This window comes from Enterobacter sp. LM3 (assembly GCF_046622475.1).
GTDB lineage: Bacteria > Pseudomonadota > Gammaproteobacteria > Enterobacterales > Enterobacteriaceae > Enterobacter > Enterobacter cloacae_P.
Map to the genome: position 1 here is coordinate 1 of NZ_JBJURN010000029.1, position 25,947 is coordinate 25,947.

21 protein-coding genes are annotated in these 25,947 nt (G+C 55.3%); 4 read left to right on the forward strand and 17 right to left on the reverse strand.

Annotated elements, in window-relative coordinates:
- Positions 1-230: 230 nt before the first annotated feature.
- From glgP to asd, 6 genes are all read right to left on the reverse strand, one after another.
- Positions 231-2,678, reverse strand: coding sequence for a glycogen phosphorylase (gene glgP, locus ACJ9N4_RS20125; protein ID WP_182272913.1), 2,448 nt, complete (start codon positions 2,676-2,678; stop codon positions 231-233).
- An 18-nt stretch (positions 2,679-2,696) separates the two neighbouring features.
- Positions 2,697-4,130, reverse strand: coding sequence for a glycogen synthase GlgA (gene glgA, locus ACJ9N4_RS20130; RefSeq protein WP_182272914.1), 1,434 nt, complete (start codon positions 4,128-4,130; stop codon positions 2,697-2,699).
- Positions 4,130-5,425: a glucose-1-phosphate adenylyltransferase gene (glgC, locus tag ACJ9N4_RS20135; protein ID WP_182919062.1), complete on the reverse strand. Its 1,296-nt coding sequence runs from the start codon at positions 5,423-5,425 to the stop codon at positions 4,130-4,132. The genes glgA and glgC overlap by 1 nt, the downstream gene beginning before the upstream one ends.
- A gap of 17 nt (positions 5,426-5,442) precedes the next feature.
- Positions 5,443-7,416, reverse strand: coding sequence for a glycogen debranching protein GlgX (gene glgX, locus ACJ9N4_RS20140; protein ID WP_182272916.1), 1,974 nt, complete (start codon positions 7,414-7,416; stop codon positions 5,443-5,445).
- Positions 7,413-9,599, reverse strand: a complete 2,187-nt coding sequence (gene glgB / locus ACJ9N4_RS20145; RefSeq protein WP_182272917.1) for a 1,4-alpha-glucan branching enzyme — start codon at positions 9,597-9,599, stop codon at positions 7,413-7,415. The genes glgX and glgB overlap by 4 nt, the downstream gene beginning before the upstream one ends.
- Before the next feature lie 236 nt (positions 9,600-9,835).
- Positions 9,836-10,939 carry an aspartate-semialdehyde dehydrogenase gene (gene asd, locus ACJ9N4_RS20150; protein WP_182272918.1) on the reverse strand — a complete coding sequence of 368 codons (1,104 nt, stop codon included), beginning with the start codon at positions 10,937-10,939 and terminating at the stop codon, positions 9,836-9,838.
- 177 nt (positions 10,940-11,116) lie between these two features.
- Between asd and yhgN the strand changes: the two genes are divergently transcribed.
- Both yhgN and ACJ9N4_RS20160 read left to right on the forward strand, forming a co-directional pair.
- Positions 11,117-11,710: an NAAT family transporter YhgN gene (gene yhgN / locus ACJ9N4_RS20155; RefSeq protein WP_014833576.1), complete on the forward strand. Its 594-nt coding sequence runs from the start codon at positions 11,117-11,119 to the stop codon at positions 11,708-11,710.
- 401 nt (positions 11,711-12,111) lie between these two features.
- Positions 12,112-12,558, forward strand: a complete 447-nt coding sequence (locus tag ACJ9N4_RS20160; protein WP_182272919.1) for a hypothetical protein — start codon at positions 12,112-12,114, stop codon at positions 12,556-12,558.
- A gap of 110 nt (positions 12,559-12,668) precedes the next feature.
- On the opposite strand, the gene gntU is transcribed toward ACJ9N4_RS20160, so the two are convergent.
- From gntU to ACJ9N4_RS20185, 5 genes are all read right to left on the reverse strand, one after another.
- Complete coding sequence (gntU, locus tag ACJ9N4_RS20165) at positions 12,669-14,009, reverse strand: gluconate transporter (RefSeq protein ID WP_182272920.1); 1,341 nt, start codon at positions 14,007-14,009, stop codon at positions 12,669-12,671.
- Positions 14,010-14,012: 3 nt separating this feature from the next.
- Entirely contained in the window at positions 14,013-14,540 is a 528-nt protein-coding gene (gene gntK, locus ACJ9N4_RS20170; RefSeq protein ID WP_182272921.1) for a gluconokinase, read from the reverse strand.
- Positions 14,541-14,666: 126 nt separating this feature from the next.
- Entirely contained in the window at positions 14,667-15,662 is a 996-nt protein-coding gene (gene gntR / locus ACJ9N4_RS20175; protein WP_152082572.1) for a gluconate operon transcriptional repressor GntR, read from the reverse strand.
- A gap of 90 nt (positions 15,663-15,752) precedes the next feature.
- The gene (locus ACJ9N4_RS20180) at positions 15,753-16,448 is read right to left on the reverse strand and encodes a pirin family protein (protein ID WP_182272922.1); all 696 of its coding nucleotides are present in this window, start codon (positions 16,446-16,448) and stop codon (positions 15,753-15,755) included.
- Between the two features lie 123 nt (positions 16,449-16,571).
- Positions 16,572-17,609: an oxidoreductase gene (locus ACJ9N4_RS20185; RefSeq protein ID WP_411500732.1), complete on the reverse strand. Its 1,038-nt coding sequence runs from the start codon at positions 17,607-17,609 to the stop codon at positions 16,572-16,574.
- Between the two features lie 309 nt (positions 17,610-17,918).
- Here ACJ9N4_RS20185 and yhhY point away from each other — a divergent pair, with 309 nt between their 5' ends.
- Entirely contained in the window at positions 17,919-18,407 is a 489-nt protein-coding gene (gene yhhY / locus ACJ9N4_RS20190; RefSeq protein WP_182272924.1) for an N-acetyltransferase, read from the forward strand.
- A 62-nt stretch (positions 18,408-18,469) separates the two neighbouring features.
- Here the strand turns inward: yhhY and ggt are convergent, their stop codons facing one another.
- Positions 18,470-20,215 carry a gamma-glutamyltransferase gene (gene ggt / locus ACJ9N4_RS20195; protein ID WP_411500733.1) on the reverse strand — a complete coding sequence of 582 codons (1,746 nt, stop codon included), beginning with the start codon at positions 20,213-20,215 and terminating at the stop codon, positions 18,470-18,472.
- Positions 20,216-20,338: 123 nt separating this feature from the next.
- On the opposite strand from ggt, the gene ACJ9N4_RS20200 reads away from it, so the two are divergent.
- Positions 20,339-20,716, forward strand: a complete 378-nt coding sequence (locus ACJ9N4_RS20200; protein ID WP_182272926.1) for a DUF2756 family protein — start codon at positions 20,339-20,341, stop codon at positions 20,714-20,716.
- Here ACJ9N4_RS20200 and ugpQ read toward each other — a convergent pair.
- The 5 genes from ugpQ to ugpB form a co-directional block, all read right to left on the reverse strand.
- Complete coding sequence (gene ugpQ, locus ACJ9N4_RS20205; protein WP_182919066.1) at positions 20,700-21,446, reverse strand: glycerophosphodiester phosphodiesterase; 747 nt, start codon at positions 21,444-21,446, stop codon at positions 20,700-20,702. The genes ACJ9N4_RS20200 and ugpQ overlap by 17 nt on opposite strands.
- Positions 21,443-22,513, reverse strand: coding sequence for a sn-glycerol-3-phosphate import ATP-binding protein UgpC (locus tag ACJ9N4_RS20210; protein WP_182272928.1), 1,071 nt, complete (start codon positions 22,511-22,513; stop codon positions 21,443-21,445). The genes ugpQ and ACJ9N4_RS20210 overlap by 4 nt, the downstream gene beginning before the upstream one ends.
- A gap of 1 nt (position 22,514) precedes the next feature.
- Positions 22,515-23,360, reverse strand: coding sequence for a sn-glycerol-3-phosphate ABC transporter permease UgpE (gene ugpE, locus ACJ9N4_RS20215; RefSeq protein WP_182272929.1), 846 nt, complete (start codon positions 23,358-23,360; stop codon positions 22,515-22,517).
- A complete protein-coding gene (gene ugpA / locus ACJ9N4_RS20220) occupies positions 23,357-24,244 on the reverse strand; it encodes a sn-glycerol-3-phosphate ABC transporter permease UgpA (protein ID WP_182272930.1) in 888 nt (295 codons plus the stop codon). The genes ugpE and ugpA overlap by 4 nt, the downstream gene beginning before the upstream one ends.
- A gap of 105 nt (positions 24,245-24,349) precedes the next feature.
- The gene (gene ugpB / locus ACJ9N4_RS20225; protein WP_182919067.1) at positions 24,350-25,666 is read right to left on the reverse strand and encodes a sn-glycerol-3-phosphate ABC transporter substrate-binding protein UgpB; all 1,317 of its coding nucleotides are present in this window, start codon (positions 25,664-25,666) and stop codon (positions 24,350-24,352) included.
- Between the last annotated feature and the right edge of the window lie 281 nt (positions 25,667-25,947).

Sequence of the window (25,947 nt, forward strand, 5' to 3'; positions counted from 1 at the left end):
GGGACGAGTAATCTTGAGTCGAGCCGACCGCAGGCAGCGGGTCGGGAGGTGAGCGCAGTGCGAAGCACCGATTTCTCCGCGGGGCCGCGGGGATTGATAAGGGGGCCGCGGTGGCCCCCTTATCCCGTTCACAGGTTGTGAGCGTATTATTTTCTGCAGATATTAAGGTGAACGGAATTATCCACAGTGCTTAACTGACCAGCATTACAACTTGTGTTGCCGTTTTGTTTTTACAACCGTACCGGATCAATATGCCAGATAGTCTCGGCATACTCCTTGATGGTTCTGTCCGACGAGAAGTACCCCATATTGGCGATGTTGTGCATCGCGGCACTGGTCCACTTCTCCTGGTGACGGTACAGTTCGTCCACCTTGTCCTGGCAATCCACATAACTGCGATAATCCGCCAGCACCTGATAGTGATCGCCAAAGTTAATCAGCGAATCCACCAGGTCACGGTAGCGGCCTGGCTCTTCTGGGTTGAACAATCCGGTGGCGATCTGCGTCAGCACCTGGCGCAACTCATCGTCCTGCTCGTAACACTCACGCGGCTTGTAGCCCTGCTTGCGCAGTTCCTCCACCTCTTCCGTTGTATTACCGAAGATAAAGATGTTATCCGCTCCCACATGCTCCAGCATCTCGACGTTAGCACCGTCCAGCGTGCCGATGGTCAGCGCGCCGTTGAGGGCAAACTTCATGTTACTGGTTCCGGACGCTTCCGTACCGGCCGTTGAGATCTGCTCAGAGAGATCCGCCGCCGGAATGATCAGCTGCGCCAGGCTCACGCTGTAGTTCGGGATAAACACCACTTTCAGCTTATCGCCAATCTCAGGATCGTTGTTCACCACCTTCGCGACATCGTTGATGAGGTGAATTATGTGTTTCGCCATGTAATAGGCAGAAGCCGCCTTACCGGCAAAGATTTTCACGCGTGGTACCCAGTCCAGCGTCGGATCGGCCTTGATACGGTTGTAGTGAGTGATCACATGCAGCACGTTCATCAACTGGCGTTTGTACTCGTGGATACGCTTGATCTGCACATCGAACAGCGCTTTTGGGTTAGCCACCACATTCAGGTGCAGCGCAAGCCAGACCGACAGCCGCTTTTTGTTTAACAGCTTGGCTTCACGCACGGCTTTGTTCACCGTCGGGAAATCAATGTGCTGTTCAAGCTCGCCCAGTTGACCTAAATCCGTCCGCCAGGTACGACCAATGTTGGCATCCAGCACCTCAGACAACGGCTGGTTTGCCAGCGCCAGCCAGCGGCGCGGCGTAACGCCGTTGGTCACGTTGCAAAAACGCGTCGGGAAGATTTTCGCGAAATCGGCAAACAGCGACTGCACCATCAGGTTCGAGTGCAGCTCAGACACCCCGTTCACCTTGTGGCTGATCACCACCGCCAGCCAGGCCATACGCACACGACGGCCGTTCGACTCATCAATGATCGAGGTACGGCTCAGCAGGCCGGTATCGTTCGGATACTGCTCCTGCACCGTCTTGAGGAAGTAGTCGTTGATCTCAAAGATAATCTGCAGATGGCGCGGCAGAATTTTACCGAGCATATCCACCGGCCAGGTTTCCAGCGCTTCGCTCATCAGCGTGTGGTTGGTGTACGAGAAAACCTGACAGGTCACGTCAAACGCGTCATCCCAGCTGAACTTATGCTCATCAATCAACAGACGCATCAACTCAGGGATCGACAACACCGGATGGGTGTCGTTAAGGTGAATAGCGGTTTTCTCCGCCAGATTTTTGTAGGTTTTGTGCAACTGGTAGTGACGGTTAAGGATGTCCTGTACCGTCGAGGAGACAAGGAAATACTCCTGACGCAGACGCAGCTCACGCCCGGAGTAGGTCGAGTCGTCCGGGTAAAGCACACGGGAAACGTTCTCGGAGTGGTTTTTATCTTCCACCGCCGCGAAATAGTCGCCCTGGTTAAACTTACCGAGGTTGATCTCGCTACTGGCCTGTGCGCTCCACAGGCGCAACGTGTTGGTGGCATCGGTGTCGTAGCCTGGAATGATCTGGTCATAAGCCACCGCCAGGATCTCTTCGGTTTCAACCCAGCGGGACTTTTTCCCTTCCTGTTGAATACGCCCACCAAAGCGTACTTTGTAGCGCGTGTTGTGGCGTTTGAACTCCCACGGGTTGCCGTACTCCAGCCAGTAGTCCGGAGACTCTTTCTGACGTCCGTCAACGATGTTCTGTTTGAACATCCCGTAGTCATAGCGAATACCGTAGCCACGCCCCGGCAGCGCCAGCGTCGCCAGCGAGTCCAGGAAACAGGCCGCAAGACGCCCCAGACCACCGTTACCGAGGCCCGGGTCGTTTTCTTCGTCAATCAGTTCTTCTAAATCCAGCCCCATCTCTTCCAGCGCGTTTTTCACGTCGTCATAAATACCGAGCGACAACAGCGCGTTGGAAAGGGTGCGGCCAATCAAAAACTCCATCGACAGGTAATAAACCTGACGCGTTTCTTGTGAGAGCTGGGCGCGGTTTGAGCGCAACCAGCGTTCGACTAAACGGTCACGCACCGCAAACAGAGTGGCGTTCAGCCACTCATGTTTGTTAGCAATGACCGGATCTTTCCCGATGGTGAACATCAGCTTGTAGGCGATGGAGTGCTTTAACGCCTCAACGCTGAGTGTTGGTGAAGAGTAGCTAAAAGGTGCATTCATATCAGTGACTCCGCCTCGTTACATCAAGCGTTGATAAAGATCGCGGTATGACTGCGCCGCAACGTGCCAGCTAAAGTCCATGCCCATCGCCTGACGTTGAACGTAACGCCATAAGGAAGGGCGGGACCATAATACGAAAGCACGCCGAATCGCTCGTAGCAACGACCAGGCATTACTGTCTTCAAAAACAAACCCACTGGCGATACCATCCGCCAGGTTTTCCAGAGAACTGTCGGAAACCGTATCCGCCAGCCCCCCTGTACGTCGAACCAGCGGCAGCGTGCCGTATTTCAGACCGTACAGCTGCGTCAGGCCACAAGGTTCAAAGCGGCTTGGCACCAGAATGACGTCTGCACCACCCATAATGCGGTGCGAAAACGCTTCGTGATAGCCAATCTGAACCCCAACCTGCCCCGGATATTCCGCTGCGGCGGCAAGGAAACCTTCCTGCAACACCGGGTCACCCGCACCGAGCAGCGCGAGTTGCCCTCCCTGCTCCAGTAACCCCGGCAGGGCTTCCAGCACCAGATCCAGCCCTTTCTGGCTGGTCAGGCGGCTGACCACGGCGAACAACGGTACTTTGTCGTTCACCTTCAGGCCCATTGCAATTTGCAACTGGCGTTTGTTTTCGGCTTTGTCTTCGACCGAATCACGGCCATAGCGTGAAGCCAGCAGAAGATCGGTTTCCGGGTTCCAGATTTTTTCATCGACGCCGTTCAGGATCCCTGACAGGCGTCCTTCACGGTGTCGCTGGCTCAGCAGCCCTTCAAGACCATAACCAAACTGCGCCTCCGTGATTTCACGGGCATAGGTTGGACTGACCGCCGTAATGTGATCGGCGTAGTACAACCCCGCTTTCAGGAAGGAAATTTGTCCCTTAAACTCCAGCCCGTGTATGTTATAGAACGACCAGGGCAATTCGATGTCATTCATATGATGGGCATAATACATGCCCTGATACGCCAGGTTGTGTACCGTGAACACCGATTTGGCCGGGTGGCCGCGCGCCGCCAGATACGCCGGAGCAAGCCCGGCGTGCCAGTCGTGGGCGTGTACCACATCGGGACGCCAGAAAGGATCCAGACCGCTGGCCATTTCTGCGCCCACCCAGCCGAGCAGCGCAAAGCGCAGCACGTTATCCGGGTAAGCAAACAGGTTAGTATCGTGGTACGGACTCCCTGGGCGCTCATACAGGTGCGGCGCGTCAATCAGGTAAATTCCTACGCCATTGTAATGTCCAAACAGCAGGGTGATACGCCCGGCGAACGTCTCGCGGCGGGTAACAACCTGCGCATCAGGAATGCCACGTCGGATATCAGGAAAAGCGGGTAACACCACACGAGCATCAATACCGGCAGCAATTTGCGCCGCCGGTAACGCACCGATGACATCCGCCAGACCGCCCGTTTTTAACAACGGGAACATCTCTGAGCACACATGTAAAACCTGCATTATCGCTCCTGTTTGACCTGCAGTTTCCGCAGCATTTCTCGTGTCACCAACACGATCCCCTCTTCTGAGCGGTAGAAACGACGTGCATCCTCTTCCGCGTTTTCGCCAATCACCATGCCTTCAGGAATGACGCAGGCACGGTCAATAACGCAACGACGCAGGCGACATGAACGCCCTACCCAGACATCCGGCAACAATACTGCCGAGTCGATATTACAAAATGAGTTAACACGCACGCGGGGGAATAGCACGGACTGCACCACCACCGAGCCAGAGATAATGCACCCGCCAGAAACCAGCGAGTTCAGCGTCATGCCGTGGCTACCGGAGCGGTCCTGGACGAACTTCGCCGGAGGCAACGATTCCATATGCGTGCGGATCGGCCAGTCCTGGTCGTACATATCCAGCTCAGGCGTGACGGAGGCCAGGTCCAGGTTCGCTTTCCAGTAGGCTTCCAGCGTTCCAACATCGCGCCAGTACGGTTCTGAACTCGGATCGGACTGCACACAGGACAGCGGGAAAGGATGTGCATATGCCATGCCAGCTTTGGTGATTTTCGGGATGATATCCTTACCGAAGTCATGGCTGGAATTTTCGTCCACGTCGTCGGCTTCCAGCAATTCATAAAGGTAATCGGCATCAAAGACATAGATACCCATACTGGCAAGCGATTTGGTGGCATCACCCGGCATTGACGGTGGGTTAGCGGGTTTTTCAACGAACTCAATAATTTTATCGTTCTCGTCCACCGCCATCACGCCAAACGCTTTTGCCTCCTCAACAGGCACAGGCATGCAGGCCACGGTGCAACGCGCTCCTTTTTCGACATGGTCAATCAACATGCGGGAGTAGTCCTGCTTATAGATATGGTCCCCCGCCAGGATCACGATGTATTCCGCATGATAACGGCGAATGATGTCGAGGTTTTGTGTCACCGCATCCGCGGTCCCGCGATACCAGTTTTCACCGTGTACACGCTGTTGCGCGGGGAGCAAATCGACAAACTCGTTCATCTGTTCGCTAAAGAAAGACCAGCCACGTTGAATGTGTTGCACCAGCGTGTGGGATTGATACTGCGTGATCACACCGATACGGCGGATACCCGAGTTCAGACAGTTTGACAGTGCAAAATCGATAATACGGAATTTACCGCCGAAGTGGACGGCAGGTTTGGCTCGCTTAATTGTTAAATCTTTCAAACGCGTGCCGCGACCACCCGCAAGTATGAGGGCAACAGATTTTAATGGTAGCTGGCGCGCCAACATTAACGGATCGTTCTTATCTAATCTAACCATGACTAACTCCTTTTTTATCATCTCTGGAATACGCAAACTCCGTGCGCAGGCCCATGCCAGACTGCCATGACGACCGGATTATCCTCTCCGGCAAATGGGGGGATGGCATGCCATGCCCCACCAGGTAATACAAAATTAACCACATCCTGCGTGGCGTTTAACGTGATAAGCCAGCGTTCCGAAAGCAGGATTTGTAGACAGGGCATGCCGCTTTGCCACTCTTGTGCGCTCAACGGCTGAGCCTCTTTGTTCAACCAGACAACACTGCCATCGCCCTCTTCCCACCACTGGTTTGCCGTCAATGCGGGAATGGACTGACGAAGGCGGATCAACGCCGCCGTAAAATGCACCAGGCCGCTGTTTGCCTGCTCCCATTCAAGCCAGGTCAGGCTGTTGTCCTGACAATAGGCATTGTTGTTACCATGCTGACTGTGGCCGTGTTCATCGCCCGCCAGTAGCATCGGCGTACCTTGCGACAGCAGCAATGTCGTCAGCAGTGCATGCACGCTGTCGCGCCGTCGCTCAATGACGTCGAGGCTTCCACCTAATCCTTCTATACCATGATTAAAGCTATGGTTATTGTTAGTGCCATCGCGATTCTCCTCACCGTTCGCCTCATTGTGTTTCTGATTGAAACAAACGCAGTCGCGAAGCGTGAAGCCATCGTGCGCCGTCACCAGATTGATGGTGGCGGAGGGTAATTTACCGTCGCGTTTAAACAGGTCACTGGATGCGGCAAAGCGCCCGGCGAATTCACCCAGCGGTAAATTTCGCTCCAGCCAGAAGCGGCGCGAGGCATCGCGATAGTGATCGTTCCATTCGGCAAACATCGGCGGGAAATTCCCCACCTGATAACCACCTTCGCCAATGTCCCACGGCTCGGCAATCAGCTTCACCTGTGAGAGCACCGGACAGTTTTTTATCGCCTCAAACAGCGGTGCCTGCTGGCTGAAGGCGGGTGTACGTCCCATGACTGAGGCTAAATCGAAACGAAAGCCGTCGATGTGGAACGTTTCTACCCAATATTTCAGGCATTCATACGCATAATGCGTCACCGCCGGGTGGCTGAGATTCAGCGTATTACCGCAACCGGTCCAGTTGTAGTAATTGCCATCTTCTCTGATCCAATAATAGCTACGGTTATCAATTCCGCGCAGGGAGAGCGTGGGGCCATCAAGATCGCTTTCCGCGCTGTGGTTCAACACCACATCCAGAATGACCTCAATACCCGCTTCATGCAGCGCTTTCACCGCATCACGAAACTCATCCCGCGCCTTATCAGGATGCACTGCATAGCGCGGTTCAAGTGCGAACATCGCCAGCGGGTTGTAGCCCCAGTAGTTGCTCAGCCCAAGTCGTTGCAGGCGGGGTTCACTGACAAAATGTGCCACGGGCAGCAGCTCCAGCGCGGTGATCCCCAGATGCTTTAAGTAAGCGATCATCACCGGATGCGCGAGCGCCTTATAGGTCCCGCGGATCTCTTTGGGGATCGACGGGTGAAGATTCGTCAGTCCTTTAACATGAGCTTCATAAATGACAGTGCGGCCCCACGGCGTTCGGGGAGGCTCATCTCCTTCCCAGTCGTACAGTTCATTGACCACCACACTTTTTGGTGCGAGGGGTGCGCTGTCCCGGTGATCGGGTTCACCGTAGCCAATGTGTAACACTGGATCGTCGATCAGATGACCATCCACACGTTGGGCGCACGGATCGAGCAGCAACTTCGCCGGGTTAAACCAGTGTCCCTGTGAAGGCTCCCACGGACCGTGAACGCGAAAACCGTAATGCATCCCTGGCCGTCCACCGGCCAGGTAGCCGTGCCAGGTCTCCCCGGTACGCGACGGCAGGTCGTAACGGTGCTCGTTGCCTTCGCCGTCAAACACACAAAGTTCAACCCGCTCCGCATGAGCAGAAAAGAGGGTGAAGTTCACACCCTTTCCATCAAAATGCGCCCCGAGCGGTTCGGGTTGACCTGCCGTAAGTTGTGTCATTCCCCCTCCCGAACCAGCCAGATAGTACTCAGCGGCGGCAGCGTGAGGCTAATCGAGTTCGGGCGTCCGTGGCTTTCAATGGCATCACTCTGCACCAGACCGCCATTACCCGCGTTGCTGCCGTGGTAGTGCATGGAATCCGTATTCACGATTTCGCGCCATTTACCGGTCTGGTTAACGCCGAAGCGGTAATGTTCGCGCGTAACTGGCGTGAAGTTGCTGGCGACAATAATTTCATTGCCCGCTTTATCACGGCGCACGAAGACAAATACCGAGCGCTCGTGATCGTCCACCACCAGCCATTCAAAGCCGTAGGGATCGAAGTCGAGTTCATGCAGCGCTTTATGATGACGGTAGGTCAGGTTCAGGTCGCGTACCAGGCGCTGCACACCGTGGTGCCAGTTGTCTCCGCCTTCCAGCAGATGCCAGTCGAGGCTGGCGTCATGGTTCCATTCGCGTCCCTGAGCAAATTCATTGCCCATAAACAGCAGCTTTTTGCCCGGGAAGGCAAACATCCAGCCGTAGTAAGCGCGCAGGTTGGCGAATTTCTGCCATGCATCGCCCGGCATGCGGTCGAGAATGGATTTTTTGCCGTGGACGACTTCGTCGTGTGACAGCGGCAGCATGAAGTTTTCGGTGTAGTTGTAGAGCATCCCGAAGGTGAGCTTCTCGTGATGGTACTTACGGTGAACCGGGTCGAGCTTCATATAGTCGAGCGTGTCGTGCATCCAGCCCATGTTCCATTTGTACCAGAACCCCAGCCCGCCCATTGACGCGGGTCGGGATACCCCGGCGAAGTCCGTCGACTCTTCCGCCATCGTCACCGCACCATCAACCTGCTCACCAATAATGCGGTTCGTGTTGCGCAGAAACTCAATCGCCTCCAGGTTTTCACGGCCACCAAACTCGTTCGGGATCCACTCCCCTTGTTTACGGCTGTAGTCGCGGTAGATCATCGACGCCACCGCATCGACGCGCAGGGCATCAATGCCAAAACGCTCAATCCAGTACAGCGCATTCCCGACGAGGTAGTTCGCCACTTCGCGGCGACCGTAGTTGTAAATCAGCGTGTTCCAGTCCTGGTGATAACCTTCACGCGGGTCGCTGTGTTCGTACAGTCGGGTGCCATCAAACTCAGACAGACCAAAATCGTCAGACGGGAAATGGCCAGGCACCCAGTCGAGGATCACATTCAGCCCGGCGGCATGTGCAGCATTGATGAAGTAGCGGAAGTCATCGCGCGTGCCGAAGCGGCGTGTCGGCGCATACAGCCCGGTAGGCTGATAGCCCCAGCTCCCGTCGAACGGGTGTTCGTTAACTGGCAACAGTTCCAGGTGGGTAAAGCCCATCCATTTAGCGTAAGGCACCAGCTGATCGGCCAGTTCACGGTAGCTCAGCCAGAAGTTGTTATCGGTGTGGCGACGCCAGGAACCAAGATGCACTTCATAGACGGAGATTGGCGCATCAAAGCGGTTGGCCTGCTTGCGCTCTTCGCTCTGGATAATCTTTTCCGGCAGCCCGCAAATCAGCGAGGCCGTATCCGGGCGCATCTGCGCTTCGAAGGCGTAAGGGTCGGCTTTAATCCGCAGCTTGCCGTGCGCGTCAATCATCTCGAATTTATAGAGCTGGCCGTTATGTGCGCCGGGGATAAACAGTTCCCAGATGCCGGTTTCGCGGCGCAGGCGCATCGGGTGACGACGACCATCCCAGTAGTTGAACTGCCCGACAACGGAGACGCGACGGGCGTTGGGGGCCCACACGGAAAAACGCGTGCCGGTGATGCCATCCATCGTATCAGCATGAGCACCCAGCGTTTCATAAGGTCGCAGATGGGTACCTTCAGACAACAGCCAGGCGTCCATCTCCTGTAAGAGAGGGCCAAAGCTGTAGGGATCATCAATCAGATTTTGCTGGCCGTGCCAGATAACGGCGAGCTGATAACGAAATGGGTTTTTACGACGGGGCATTACGCCAGAAAAGAAGCCTCGCGAGTCAATACACTCCAGGTTGCCCACTTTACGTCCGGTTTTGGGTTCAATCACCCAGACTTCTGTAGCATCCGGTAACAGTGCCCGAACCTCCAGTCCCACCTCTGTACGGTGCATCCCAAGCACAGAAAAGGGGTCGGCAAAATGACCCGCAATAAGCGCATTAATCACGTCTCTATCCACACGATCAGACATGGTATTCATCCTGTTTTTATGTCGCCCTTTTTAAGCGCGCCGGACGACTTTTAATGTGACCTGAACGGTGCAGCCTATCCTCTCTGCTCCGCCCTACCCTCAGGTGAGAAATCAATCTTCCTTAAAGCATAGCCAACGACGTTACTCCTCCAGATAAAAAATAAGACATCTACGCTTTACTCCATGTAGTACGCAAAAAAAGGGGGTGAAAATCACCCCCGGTAGTTAACACATTATTACGCCAGCTGGCGCAGCATGCGGCGCAACGGTTCGGCTGCACCCCACAAGAGCTGGTCGCCAACGGTGAAGGCGGACAAGAACTCCGGCCCCATATTCAACTTACGCAGACGACCAACCGGCGTGGTCAACGTGCCGGTCACGGCAGCCGGGGTCAGTTCACGCATGGTGATATCGCGATCGTTTGGTACCACTTTCGCCCACGGGTTGTGTGCAGCCAGCAGCTCTTCCACGGTCGGGATAGACACATCTTTTTTCAGTTTGATGGTGAACGCCTGGCTGTGGCAGCGCAGCGCACCGATACGTACGCACAGTCCGTCAACCGGAATGGTGTTCGCGGTGGCGAGGATTTTGTTGGTCTCGGCCTGGCCCTTCCACTCTTCGCGGGTCTGGCCGTTATCCAGCTGTTTGTCGATCCACGGGATCAGACCACCGGCCAGCGGTACGCCGAAGTTGTCGACTGGCAGCTCACCGCTACGGGTCAGTTGAGTGACTTTACGTTCGATATCGAGAATAGCGGACGCCGGGTTTGCCAGCTCATGTGCGACGCTGTCGTGCAACTGGCCCATCTGGGTCAGCAGCTCACGCATATGGCGCGCACCGCCACCGGAAGCCGCCTGGTATGTCGCCACGGACACCCACTCCACCAGATCCTGCGCGAACAGGCCGCCCAGAGACATCAGCATCAGGCTGACGGTGCAGTTACCACCAACAAAGGTTTTCACCCCTTTGTTCAGGCCGTCGGTGATCACGTCCTGGTTAACCGGGTCGAGAATGATGATGGCATCGTCTTTCATGCGCAGCGAAGAGGCTGCGTCAATCCAGTAACCCTGCCAGCCGCTTTCACGCAGCTTTGGATAGATTTCGTTGGTATAATCGCCGCCCTGGCAAGTGACAATAATGTCGAGTGCCTTCAGCGCTTCCAGATCGAAAGCATCCTGCAACGTACCAGTGGTGCCGCCAAAGGAAGGCGCAGCCTGGCCAAGCTGGGAAGTGGAGAAGAAGACCGGGCGGATGGCGTCGAAATCGCGCTCTTCAACCATGCGTTGCATGAGTACAGAGCCGACCATACCGCGCCAGCCGATAAAACCAACGTTTTTCATAGCATTTTTTCCTGCAGAGGGTGTGTGCTGTTGTGCAAGCCAGTATTGAACTGGGATATGCTTCACATTACAAAATGCTGCCAAAGCTGCAAGCAAAATTAATCGATGATTGCCCGGCAATCAGAAAAAGAGCTAATCATCGGAATAACACTACTAAGTATCAGGGATAATTTAAAGATGAGTGAAATCATTTCCGCCGCGGTTTTGTTGATCCTGATTATGGATCCACTCGGAAACCTGCCTATCTTCATGTCCGTGCTGAAGCACACCGAGCCGAAGCGCCGTCGGGCGATCATGATCCGCGAGCTGCTCATCGCTCTGCTGGTGATGTTTATCTTCCTGTTTGCGGGCGAAAAAATCCTCGCATTCCTGAATTTGCGCGCTGAAACGGTTTCAATTTCCGGCGGGATTATTCTGTTCCTGATTGCCATCAAGATGATTTTCCCGAGTGCCGAAGGGGGCAGTAGCGGTCTGCCTGCGGGTGAAGAGCCGTTCATCGTACCGCTGGCAATCCCACTGGTGGCCGGGCCGACGATCCTGGCGACGCTGATGCTGCTTTCACATCAATACCCGAATCAGATGAGCCATCTGGTGATTGCGTTACTGATCGCCTGGGGCGGGACGTTTATCATTCTGCTGCAGTCGTCTTTGTTCCTGCGTCTGCTGGGTGAGAAAGGGGTGAACGCGCTGGAGCGCCTGATGGGGTTGATTCTGGTGATGATGGCAACGCAGATGTTCCTGGATGGCATTCGGGCGTGGATGAAGGGCTAGGTAAAAGCAAAATGGCCACTGCGTGACCATTTTTAATGTTTGCTCCCTCTCCCCGTGGGAGAGGGCCGGGGTGAGGGCAATCAGGCCGCACTCCTCAAAAATAATCCTTCGTTTTGCGAGCCGCCTTCCAGAGCCTCTCTTGCCACCCGATCGGCAAAGCAGTATCTTCTTGCCGCGCCTGCAAAATCAGGCGTCAGGATTAGCCTCCTGCCAGACTTCTTCGGTGACACAAGTATTTTTGTGTCGCGCGCTTAGCTACACTCCAAGGGTGGGCCGAGCGGGGGCGTCGCAAGACGCACCGGTATCCGAAGAGGCCGGTAAGGCTAACCCTGCTCGGTTCCGCCACCAGCGAGATTAGCCTCTCCAGTGGTGGATAAAAACTACTCTTTGGAGGCGGTCATATGACTACTACCCCTGGCTTTTCTCACTCTTTATTCACTACCCCATTCGATCACACTACCGATTTCACCGAACTGGCGGACAACTGCGAGCGATTCGTAGACGTGCTGGTTGAATGTGAAGATCCGGCACAAAAGATGGCGCTATGCGGACGGCTTTCCGCCTGCCTCGCCCTGCTCCAGCCAACGCTGCTTGAGCCTGTTCCTGAACATGTAAAAGCAAGCCTGACGGTGGATGACCTGCCGCTTGACGTGCCACTCTTCGAGCCGGAAAGCGATCAGCTTGGGCAATATTGCCAGCTGTTAACGCAGCTGCTGCTGAGCCGTACTTTGTCGGCGCGTGATGAGAGAATTGCGGGAGATTTATTGCAGGATCTTGTGGCGTTTTACAGCGGTACGCTGAAAGCGCCACGCTGGCTGCGAACTAATGAGGGTGTCGTGCAGTTGTAAATCCAACCTCTGCGGTCTGATGCCCTCACCCCGGACCGTACACCCACAGGGAGAGGGAGCAAACACTAAAAACGACAATCTAAGATTGTCGTTTTACTTTTACCCTGTAGTTAGCTCAGCAGCGTAAACGCAATCATCCCGACAATCGCACCCGTAGTGCCGAGGATGGTTTCCATCAGCGTCCAGGTTTTCAGGGTTTGCGCTTCGGTGGCTCCGGTAAATTTACCGAACAGCCAGAAACCAGCGTCGTTCACGTGGGACACCACAATCGAGCCACCTGCAATACAGATAGACAGCGCCGCCATCTGCGCACCGGAGTAGTTCAGCTGTTCAATCACCGGCATCACCAGACCCACGGCGGTTAAACAGGCTACGGTTGCGGAACCCTGAATGATACGCACCGCGGCCGCCAGCACGAAGCAGGTCACTGCAATCGGCAGGCCCATACCTGTCAGCGCTTCGCCCAGAGCCGGGCCCACGCCAGAATCCACCAGCACCTGCTTGAACACACCACCCGCACCGATCACCAGCAGAATGATGCCCGCAGGCTGCAGCGCGTGACCGCAGATCTCCATCACCCTGTCTTTCGGCATACCCTGACGCATCGCCAGGCCATAAATGGCGACCAGACACGCCACCAGGATCGCAGTGAATGGATGGCCGATAAACTCAAACCATTCATACGCGGTAGACCCTACCGGCACGAAACGCGCGGCGATGGTTTTCAGACCCACCAGCACCAGCGGCAGCAGGATCAACGACAGGCTGAAACCGAAGGACGGCATTTTACCTTCGCCCAGATGCGGCTCAGTAACGTCATCCGGAATGTGCAGCTCAACGTAGCGGCTGATAAAATTGCCCCACAGCGGACCGGCAATAATCATGCCCGGGATCGCCGCACACAGGCCAATCAGGATCATCCAGCCAAAGTCAGCGTGCATCTGCGACGCCAGCAGCATCGGGGCAGGCCCCGGCAGCAGGAACGCTGCGGCAGCGGCCACACCCGCAAACAGCGGAATGACCAGCTTCACCAGGTTGGTACCGGTATGACGTGCCATTGAGAACGCCACGCTAATCAGCAGCACCACCGCCACCTCAAAGAACAGCGGTAACGCACAAATCAGACCGGCCAGGCCAATCGCGTAGTGTGCGCGGCTGTGCCCGAACGATTTCAACATCCTGACGGCAATCTGATCGACTGCGCCCGTCTCATGCAAAATCTTGCCAAACATCGCGCCCAGCGCGACCACAATCGCCAGGAAACCCAGCGTGCCGCCCATCCCTTTTTCCATCGTCGCTGCGATTTTATCGAGCGGCATACCGGAAAAGAGACCTGCACCAATAGAAACCACCATCAAAGCAACGAAAGCATGCATACGCGCCTTCATCACTAAAAACAGCAGCAGCAACACAGAACCCACTGCTGTTAAAACAAGCGTTAATGTACTCACAACTTACTGCCTTTTAGTAATAACCCCGATGGTGCTGGCAACAACACCTTCCAGTGACTGATCGATATCAACCACTAAAACATCTTTCTCATCCGCACCCGGCTCCTGCAGCGCGTCGAACTGCGTCACCAGCATCTGGGTTTTGAAGAAGTGCCCTTTACGCGCCTTCAGGCGGCTTTCAATCACCCCGAAATCCCCTTTCAGGTAGATGAAAGAGAGGTTCGGATTACCGTCACGCAGCAGGTCGCGGTAGGTTTTTTTCAGCGCGGAACACACAATCAAAGAGACTTCGTTGGTGCGCTGCATCGCAAAGGCAGCATCGTTCAGCGCCTGCAACCACGGTTTGCGGTCGTCGTCGTTCAGCGGCTCGCCTGCGGCCATTTTCATGATGTTGCTGCGTGGATGGAGGAAGTCGCCATCAAGAAACGCGGCATGGAGTTGATGCGCCACTTCGCTTGCTACGGCAGATTTACCGCTACCGGAAACGCCCATCAGGACGTAAACGTGGTGATCATGATTAGTCGTGCTCAAAGGGTGTCCCTCAGTCAATTGTTACGGGTAACAGTTATCGGTAACATTGTCCTGCCGGGGCAAAAGAGAAGCAATATCCAAACGTGCGTGAAGTGAATAACTGTGAGCTACTTCAAATTTGTCAGCTCAAATAGATCCACCCGGTGACAAGGTGAAACCTAAATCTAACATTTTGGGGGTAACCACCTCACCACGAATGCGCGCCAGCAGGCGTTCTGCACCAATGCGGCCCATGCGTTCACGCGGTGTCAGGACGCTCGCCAGACGCGGTTCCATCACCTGGCCGATGTCATGACCGTGGAAACCGGCAATCGCCATATCGTCCGGGATCTTCAGCCCCAGACGCTGGCATTCGAACGCCGCACCAACCGCAAGGTCATCGTTGGTACAGAAAATACCGTCCAGTTGCGGGTACTCACGTCGTGCCTGGCGCATCAGTTCAATCCCCGACGTATAGGAGGACGATTGCTCCACCATTACGCTGTACGGGGTTAAATTCGCGTCGAGCATCGCCTGCTCGTATCCTTTCTGTTTGATGATAGTACGCTCATCCAGACGCGCCCCCAGGTAAGCCACATGGCGATGGCCGCGCGCGATGATCGCTGCCGTCATCTGGCGCGCCGCTTCGAAGTTATCAAAGCCAACGGCAATATCGAGGCACGGCGACTGGCTGTCCATCAGCTCCACCACCGGGATCCCTGCCACTTCAATCATCTTCAGCGTGCGTGGGGTGTGAGTACGTTCGGTTAAAATCAGGCCGTCGATGTTCCAGGAAAGCATCGATTCAAGACGTTCTTCTTCCAGTTCCGGCTTGTACCCGTAGTGAGCGAGCATGGTCTGGTAACCAAAGGCATCCGTCACGCTTTCAATACCGCGTAACACTTCGGCGAAAACCTGGTTGGTTAAGGAAGGCAGGAGGACGCCCACCGCACGGCTGGTCGCATTGGAGAGTATATCGGGTGCGCGGTTGGGGATATAACCCAGTTCATCAAGGGCTGCAGCAATCTTGCCACGCAACGCCACGGAAACCTGTTCCGGGTTACGTAAAAAACGGCTGACCGTCATTTTGGTCACACCAACGCGATCGGCGACATCCTGAAGTACGGGGCGTTTCTTTTTCATCGTCCTGAGAAATCTTGAGTGAGAGATTTGCTCAGTTTATCACGGACAAAGCTCAACCTTCCCCGTTTAAAGGGAAGGTTGAGCAATTATTTATACCGGAGGTAAATCAAACAGCAGAATTTCGCTTTCGCTGTCGGCATGTACAGACAGTGCCTGCTCATCCCAGATAGCCAGACCATCGCTGGTGGTGGCTTTGGTACCATTAATGGTCACTTCGCCTTTCACCACCTGGATCCACACGCGGCGGTTGGCGGCAATCTGATGCACAGACTGTTCATCTTTCGCCAGTGCCCAGCGATACAGCTCCATATCCTGATGCACTTTCAGGGAGCCTTCACGCGCATCCGGGGACAGTACCAGCTGTTTACCCTGCTCGGCGTCGAAGCGACGCTGTTCGTAGCGCGGCGTGATGCCGGTTTCTTCCGGAATGATCCAGATTTGATACAGACGCAGACGGTCAGTTTTGCTTGGGTTGTACTCAGAGTGACGCACCCCGGTACCTGCGCTCATAATCTGGAACTCACCCGCCGGAACCTGCTCTTTGTTGCCCATGCTGTCCTGGTGCTCAACCGCCCCTTCCAGCACATAGGTCAGGATTTCCATGTCTTTGTGCGGGTGGGTACCGAAGCCCTGGCCTGCATCAATCACGTCGTCGTTAATCACGCGCAGTGCAGAGAAGCCCATGAAGTTCGGGTCATAATAGTCAGCAAACGAGAATGAATGCCATGAGTCCAGCCAGCCATGATTCGCGTGACCACGTTCGTTTGCTTTGCGTAAGTAGATCATTGTTTTCACCCTCAGTTCGTTTCGATGGACTAAGTGTGGACGCAAACCGCCTGGGATCATAGAGGGTGAAAATTGACTCCTCTGTTCAAAAATTGTGAACAAGTACAGAGGAGCTATATTTGCTTATTTTGCGAGGGTTACCGTGGCAGGAGAAGCCTGAGCAAAGGCCCGTTCAAGGATTTCGAGGTTAGTCAGAACGTCAGATTCCTTGACGTAATTCGGCGCACCGTTGCTGATCGTCTCAAACAGTGCATCATAGACGCGACCATAGTCACCCGTTTCAGGTTTCAACTCTTCCCTGACCGTCACGCCTGCGTCATTCACATACTCCAGCACGCCCACCGAATCATCCGCCGCAAAGCCCGGTTCACCTGGCATAATATTGGCCTTCAGGCTGGTTTCCTGCTGGTCGATGCCGTACCTGATAAACGAGCCTCTGGTACCGTGAACGATAAATTTCGGGTAGTCGATTTTCACCAGATGGCTGGTTTTAACGATAGCTTTCAGGTCGCCGTAAAACAGCTGTGCTTCAAAGGTATCGTCCGGGTTAGCGTTATTGCGCAGGCTGCGGATGTCATACGCCACATGGTCCGGGCGACCAAACAGAGAGATAATTTGATCCATGGTGTGTACACCCAGACCATAAAATGCACCGTCCTGCGGCAGGCCGGGTTTGGTTTCCGCCACCGGGCGGAAGTAATCGAAATGGCTTTCAATCTCAACGATATCGCCGAGCTTACCGCTCTCAATGGCCTTTTTCGCCGTCAGGAAGCAGCTGTCAAAACGGCGATTCTGGTATGGCGTAACGGTCAGCCCTTTGCTTTTCGCCAGCGCAAACAGGGTTTTCGCTTCGGCAAGCGTTGGGGTAAACGGTTTTTCCACCAGCACGTTTTTGCCTGCTTCGAGCGCGCGTTTGGCGTAGTCAAAATGGCTGTCGGCGTGGGTACAAACGATCATCAGCTGTACCTGTGGATCGTTTAAAACCTCATCAAGATCGCTGGTGAAATGAATATGAGAGTACTGCGGAGATTGCTCTTCTGGCTTCGCGCTGCGCCGGTAAATGTGGGCAACGTGCCAGCGGTCTTTACGGTGGAGAACATACGGAAGATGGTAACGCATGGTGCTTTTACCAAATCCGATAAATGCACAGTTCAGGGTCATGGCTCAGTCCTTTTTAAGGTTACTGTGAGATACAGTAGCGCAAGTTTTGCCCTCACCCCACCCCTCTCCCACAGGGAGAGGGAGAAAAACAGGCAAAAAAAAGCCAGCTAGAAGCTGGCTAAAGTAATACTGGAAGCAATGTGAGCAATGTCGTGCTTTCAGGTTCCCGTAGAGGTCTTCCTGAACGCGAAGCAATAATAATCATTCTCATTCGCACTTGTCCAATCTTTTTTGCAAAAAATAGCAGTTGACGCAATTTTTAAAGTCATTGATGTTGGAAGGGACGTTTAACTGACTGAGGATGAAGGAATGAGTGAGATAGTGATACGCCACGCTGAACCAAAAGATTACGATGCCATTCGTCAGATCCATTCCCAGCCGGAGGTGTACCACAACACGCTACAGGTTCCTCATCCTTCAATGGAAATGTGGCAAATGCGGCTAGGCGACCAGCCGGGTATTAAGCAGCTGGTTGCCTGCATTGACGATATCGTGGTCGGGCATCTCACTATTGATGTCGCCCAGCGCCCACGCCGTAGCCACGTCGCCGATTTCGGTATCTGCGTTGATGCACAGTGGCAAAACCGTGGCGTCGCCAGCGCACTGATACGCACCATGATTGATATGTGCGACAACTGGCTGCGCGTCGACCGTATTGAGCTGACGGTGTTTGTGGATAACGAACCGGCGATTGCGGTCTACAAGAAACACGGGTTTGAGATTGAAGGCACTGGCAAGCGCTACGGGCTGCGCAACGGCGAGTATGTGGACGCGTATTATATGGCGCGGATGAAGTAGTTCATTTCCCCCTCACCCCGGCCCTCTCCCCTATGGAGAGAGGGTTAGGGTGAAGGGAAAAATCAGTACCCCGCCGTCAAATCATCCACCGAACGCGGGTCCGATGCCCCAAACAGCGCGCCGTCCGGCCCGACCATAATGCTCTGGGTACTGCCCATCGCCTCTTTCACCGCCACTTTCTGTCCGCGCTGCTCCAGCAGTTTGATCGTGTCCGGGCTAAAGCCTTTCTCGACGCGCAGTTCATCCGGCAGCCACTGATGGTGGAAGCGTGGAGCATTGGTCGCTTCGGCGACGTTCATCCCAAAATCAATGCTGTTCACCACCATCTGCAGCACGGTGGTAATGATACGGCTACCACCAGGGCTGCCGGTCACCAGCCAGGTTTTACCGTCTTTCACCACGATGGTTGGCGACATCGACGACAGCGGCCGTTTCTTCGGCCCGACGGCGTTAGCATCACCGCCTACCAGCCCGTAGACGTTTGGCACGCCCGGTTTGGCGGAGAAGTCGTCCATCTCGTTGTTCATCAGAATGCCGCTGTTGCCCGCCACAATCCCGGTACCAAAGGTGGTGTTGAGCGTGTAGGTCACCGCTACCGCATTACCGTCTTTATCCACCACCGAGAAGTGGGTGGTCTGGTTGCTTTCGTACGGGGCCAGCTTGCCTGGGCGGATCTCACTGGACGGTTTAGCCTTGTTGATGTCGATCTGATCGGCAATGGATTTGGCGTAGGCTTTATTGGTTAACGCCTGCCACGGTACCTTCACAAAGTCCGGGTCACCGAGGTATTCCGAGCGGTCAGCGTAGGCATGCTTTTCCGCCTCCGCCATCACCTGCATGGCATCCGCACTGCCAAAGCCAAACTTGTGCATATCGAAGTTTTCAAGGATGTTGAGGATCTGCACGATATGAATGCCCCCGGAGGACGGTGGCGGCATGGAGTAAACCTGATACCCGCGATACTCCCCGCTGATGGGGGTGCGCTCTACCGCCTTGTACTCCGCCAGATCCACTTTGGTGATAAGCCCGCCGTTCTTTTTCATTTCGTCGGCAATCTGGTCGGCAATCGCCCCTTTGTAGAAAGCATCCGGGCCGTGCTCCGCTATCAGCTCAAGGCTTTTCGCGAGGTTCTTTTGCACCAGTTGGTCACCCTGCTTCAGCGGCTCGCCGTTTTTCCAGAAGATCGCTTTACTGTTTTCATGCTGAGGGATGACTTCGCTGCCGTAGGTTTTGAGATCGTCCGCCAGCGCGTCATTCACCACAAAACCGTCGCGCGCCAGCTTAATTGCAGGCTGCACCACTTTGTTCAGCGGCATCGTGCCGTATTTTTCCAGCGCCAGCGAGAAGCCCGCAACGGTGCCCGGCGTACCGGAGGCAAGATGCGAGGTCAGGGATTTTTTACTGTCCGGGTTGCCCTGAGCGTCAAGGAACATATCCCGGGAGGCCTGATTGGGTGCCATTTCACGGAAATCGATAGCCGTGGTTTTCCCGTCTTTGGTTCGCAGCATCATAAAACCACCACCGCCCAGGTTACCCGCCTGCGGGTGTGTTACCGCCAGCGCATATCCCACCGCAACGGCGGCATCTACCGCGTTACCCCCCTGCTTAAGAATATCGACACCGACTTTCGTTGCCAGCGCGTCCACCGACGCCACCATGCCATGTGTCGCCCGCACGGGATGAAAAACATCTTCTTCCACGCCGTAGGACACTGGTGGAGCCGCAGGCGGGTTGGCCGCCACGCTAAATGTGCCGCCTGCCATCAGTGCGGCGATCGCTACCCAGCGCAAAAACGTTGGTTTCATCATTATTGTTCTCCAGGTGAAGGGATCCATATTCCCCGGTTAAGCCTGGTTCACAACTCCTAAAAAATCATCGTTATGCCGGATTCAGGGTAAACTTAAGAAAAGCCTCAGAAGGAGGAGACAACCGTGAAACAGCTTTTGATCATTGCAGCACTGATACCCTTTACCGCGCTCGCACAGCCCCTGAATACCCTGAATAACCCGAACCAGCAGGGTTATGTCATTCCCAGCCAGCAGCGTATGCAAACGGAGATGATGAGCCAACAGCAGCAGCAAAAAGGGATGCTGAACCAGCAGCTGAAAATGCAGACCCAGATGCAGCAGCAGGGCCTGCAAAACCAGATGGATGCCAATACCCAGCGCATTCAGCAGGGCCAGGTACGTGAGCAGCCGTTGCCAAACCATAACGGCGGCATGTTAGGCGGGGGAACAACCCAAAGTAGCGGTCAGCAGCATATGCTGCCGCCGCAGTCGAATGGCAGTATGCTTAATCCACAGAACTAAAATTCGGGCCAATCAGATCAATTGCATCGGTACAGATGCAGTCCACTCCCCAGCGCAGCAGCTCAGCCGCACGCTGGGGTTTGTTGACGGTGTAAACCAGAATATGCAGACCCGCCGCTTTCAACATCTTCACCCGTGCTTCATCCAGCAGCGAGTGGTTCAGGTGGATAGACACACAGGCTAAGCGGGACGTCAGCTCGCGCCAGTCTTCACGCCATTCGTCCAGCAGCAGCCCGCGCGGCAGCTCCGGCACAGCAGCCTGCGCCGCTTCCAGTGCGTCAATTTCAAACGACGACAGCAGCGGTGCGGTCATTCCTTCCCACAGCTCACGAGCAGCCAGCGCAACCGCTTTGCCCGTCAGTGGCCCGGTGCCCGTGGTCGGTTTGATTTCGATGTTAGCCATCATCCCGTGTTGACGACAGCGGTCTGCTACGTTCGCCAGCAGCGGCAGCGGTTCGCCCTTGAATTCGCCGCTGTACCAGCTTCCGGCATCCACGTTCAGCAGGTCACGCCACGGCAACTCCCCTGCTACGCCCCAGCCGTTGCTGGTGCGTTCGAGGTTGTCATCGTGCAGCAGGAAAATTTCGCCGTCTTTCGACAGTTTGGCGTCGAACTCGATCATCGTATGACCGTAACGCGCCCCCATGTCGATCGCCGCCAGGGTATTTTCCGGTGCCAGTTTACCGCCGCCACGGTGGGCGACGATGTGGGGATAAGGCCAGTTGCTCATACTCGTTGTCCTGTTTCACCGTCAAAGAAGTGCAGGTGATTTTCCGGCAAATGCAGCCACAGCGTGCTGCCTGCTTTAGGGCGTTCCTGGTGTGCCAGACGCACCACCAGTTTTTGCTCGCCCCACCGTCCGTGCGCCAGGTTATCTGCCCCCAGCATCTCCAGCGTGTCCATCACCAACGGCACGCCGCCTTCCGCCTGAGAAGTTAAACCGATATGCTCCGGGCGGATACCGAGCGTCATTTTACGCCCGGCGTAGCCACGATAGTACCAGTTGATCGGGATGGCCATCCCGCTTTCCAGCTCAAAGTGCGTGCCCGCGTTGCTGATATGGCCTTCCAGCAGGTTCATCGCCGGGCTGCCGATAAAGCTCGCCACAAAGCGGGTGGCCGGTTTCTCATACACTTCCACCGGGGTGCCAATCTGCTCGGCGATGCCTTTGTTCATCACCATCACCCGCTGGGCGAGGGTCATGGCCTCCACCTGATCGTGGGTCACGTACAGGGATGTTGTTTTCAGACGGCGATGCAATTGTTGCAGCTCAAGGCGCATCTGCACGCGCAGTTTGGCATCCAGGTTGGAGAGTGGTTCGTCGAACAGGAATACCGCCGGGTCGCGCACGATGGCACGTCCCATCGCCACGCGCTGACGCTGGCCGCCGGAAAGCTCACGTGGGCGGCGCTTCAGCAAACCGTCCAGCTCCAGAATGCGTGCCGCTTCTTTCACCCGCTCGTCGATATGGCTTTTGCCCATACCGCGAATTTTCAGCCCCCAGGCCATGTTCTCTTCCACGCTCATGTGCGGGTAAAGGGCATAGTTCTGGAACACCATCGCGATGCCCCTGTCTTTCGGCTCCATCTCGGTGACGCGCTGGCGGTCAATCCAGATATCGCCGGAGGTCACGCGTTCCAGCCCGGCCACCATACGCAACAGCGTCGATTTGCCACAGCCAGACGGGCCGACCATCACAATGAACTCTCCGTCCGCCACATCAAGCGTGAGCGGCTGAATGACCTGGGTTTTGCCGTCCCAGCTTTTGGTTACTGCCTGAAGTTTCAGTCCTGCCATCTTATTTCTCACTGTCCACTAAACCACGCACAAACGCACGCTGCATGGCTAAAACGATTACGACCGGGGGGATAAGGGTGAGCAGCATCGCCGCCATGACCTGGTTCCAGAGGGTGGTGCCTTCACCGGTGGCGATCATGCCTTTGATGCCCGCCACGGCGGTGCCGAGGTTGACGTCCTGGATAATCAGCAGCGGCCACAGGTACTGGTTCCAGCCGTAGATAAAGGTGATCACAAACAGCGCCGCGAGGTTGGTTTTCGACAGCGGCAACACGATGTCGCGGAAGAAGCGCATCGGCGAAGCACCGTCGATACGCGCCGCTTCAATCAGTTCGTCCGGCAGGGTCATAAAGAACTGACGGAACAGGAAAGTAGCGGTCGCCGAGGCCATCAGCGGCAAGGTTAAGCCCGCGTAGCTGTCCAGCATATTCAGGTTGGCAATCACTTCCACCGTCGGGAAGATACGGACTTCCACTGGCAGCATCAGGGTGATGAAAATCATCCAGAAGAACAGGTTACGCAGGGGAAAACGGAACCAGACGATGGCAAAAGCAGATAGCATCGACACCGTAATTTTGCCCACCGTAATACCGAACGCCATGATGAAGCTGTTGAGCATCATCAGCCAGAATGGTGCGCTGTTGGCACCCACGCCCTGCGTCCAGATGGTTTCCATGTTCTCGAACAGATGTCCGCCCGGGATCAGCGTCATCGGCGTATCAAACACCGCTTTGGTGTCCAGCGTGGCGGCCACAAAGGCCACATAAAGCGGGAACAGGATGACGATAATGCCCAGAATCAGCATGGTATGGCTGAAAATCGTCAGCCCGCGACGGTTCTCAATCATTGGTAGCGCACCTTACTTTCAACATAACGGAACTGCACCACCGTAAGGATGATGACGAGGAACATCAGCACGACCGACTGCGCGGCGGAGGCTGAGAGATCCAGACCGGCAAAACCTTCGCGGTAGATCTTGTAGATCAGCGTGGTCGTCGCCTGTACCGGGCCACCAGCGGTCGCAGCGTCGATCACCGGGAAGGTATCGAAGAAGGCGTACACAAGGTTAACCACCAGCAGGAAGAAACTCACCGGGGCGATCAGCGGCAACGACAGTCTGAAGAAGCGGCGAACCGGGCCTGCACCATCAATCGCCGCAGCTTCTACCAGCGAACGCGGAATGGATTGCAGCGCGGCAAAGAAGAACAGGAAGTTGTAGCTGATCTGCTTCCATACTGAGGCAAACACCACCAGGAACATGGCCTGACCGCTGTTCTGTGCGTGGTTCCACTCAACACCAAATTCCGCGAGGAAGTGGGTAATCAACCCGCGCCCTGGGTTAAACAGGAAGATCCACAGCACGGCAGCAACCGCAGGGGCCACAGCGTAAGGTAACAGCATCAGCGTCTGATAGAGACGGCTGCCGCGCACCACATAATCCACCAGCGCGGCAAAAAACAGCGAGGCGATAAGGCCGCTCACGGTAACCAGCGTGCTGAATTTGATCGTCGTCCAGAAGGCGTCGATGTAGTAGCTGTCGTGCCACAGGGCCGCGAAGTTATCCAGGCCGACAAACTGGCTGGAAAGCCCGAACGGATCGACACTTTGTACCGAGTACCACAGCGCTTCGCCCGCAGGCCAGATAAAGAAGATAACGGTGATGACCAGTTGCGGCGCGACCAGCAAATACGGCAGCCAGCGCGAACGAAACACGGGACGGGATGAGGACATAAATTAGCTCAGGTTGATTTCCCCTCACCCCAGCCCTCTCCCAAAGGGAGAGGGTGTATGAGTTCCCTCTCCCTTTGGGAGAGGGCGAGGGTGAGGGTAAAAGGATTAAGACTTTGTCGACTGCTCAAAGCGGCGCAGCAGCTGATTTCCGCGCTCTACCGCAGAGTCCAGCGCCTGCTGTGGGGTTTTCTTACCGGTCCACACGCTTTCCAGCTCTTCATCAACGATGGTGCGGATCTGCGGCATGTTGCCCAGACGCAGACCTTTGGTGAATGGCAACGGTGGCTTGTTCAGCATCTGACGCGTGGCGATATCCGCCCCTGGGTTCTTGTCATAGAAGCCCTGCTCGCGGGTCAGGTCATACGCGGCTTTGGTGATTGGCAGGTAGCCCGTTTTCTGGTGCCATTCTGCGGCAATCTCAGGCTTCGCCAGGAAGTCGAGGAACTCGGCCACGCCTTTATAAGTGCCTTTGTCTTTACCCTGCATCACCCACAGGCTCGCCCCGCCGATGATGGCGTTCTGCGGCGCGCCTTTCACATCAGCGTCGTAAGGCATCATGCCCACGCCGTAGTTGAATTTGGCGTAGTGACGGATATCCGCCAGCGAACCAGAAGACGCGGTGGTAATGGCACAGTCACCGTTGTAGAACTTCTCCGTAGATTCGTCTTTACGACCGAAGTAGCTGAAATCGCCCTTCTTGTTCAGTGCCTCCAGCAGCGCAATGTGTTTCACCTGCTCTGGCTTGTTGAACTCCAGTACCGCGTCAGTGCCGTCAAAACCGTTGTTTTTGGTGGCAACTGGCAGACCGTGCCAGGCGCTGAAGTTTTCAATCTGGATCCAGCCCTGCCAGCCGCTGGCGTAACCGCACTTCATACCCGCCGCTTTCAGCTTCGCGGTGTACTCGGCCAGATCCTGCCAGGTTTTTGGTGGCTGCTCCGGGTCTAAACCGGCTTTCTTAAAGGCGTCTTTGTTGTAGTACAGCACCGGCGTGGAGCTGTTGAATGGCTGAGACAGCAGGTGACCGGTTTTAGAATCTGTGTAGTAACCCGCCACCGTCGGCACGAACTGAGATTCGTCGAAGTTGATGCCTGCATCTTTAAAGACTTCGTACACGGGTTTGATGGCTTTAGAGGCCATCATGGTGGCGGTACCCACTTCATAAACCTGTAACAACGCAGGCGCGTTACCGGTACGGAAAGCGGCAATGCCCGCGCTCAGGCTCTGCTCGTAGTTACCTTTGTACACCGGCACAATTTTGTAATCCGGGTGGGTGTCGTTGAAGCGTTGCGCCAGGGAGTCGACTTCTTTACCCAACTCCCCTTCCATAGAATGCCAGAACGGAATGGTGGTGACAGCCATTGCGTTCGTCGCAAAAGCCAGACCCAGTGCCAGACCCAAAGCTGTGTGTCGTAACGATGTCATTGTCATCTCTCTTATTGTGCCGGATGCGCGATATCACGCGTTTTATGCTCGCGAGGTAACATGACATGCTCGAATGACAGAAAAATAACTGTTTGTTTACAGATAAGTGACAGCAAAGCGTCAGGGGGATGATGGTTATGTGAAGGCGTTGGGTGTGGTCTGGTGCCCTCACCCCGGCCCTCTCCCACAGGCAGAGGGAGAACACATGAAGTGGTTTAATAGTTTTAGACACGTTCAGAGGTTATAAATTAAATAACTGATGAGGTGCAAAAAATGAATTC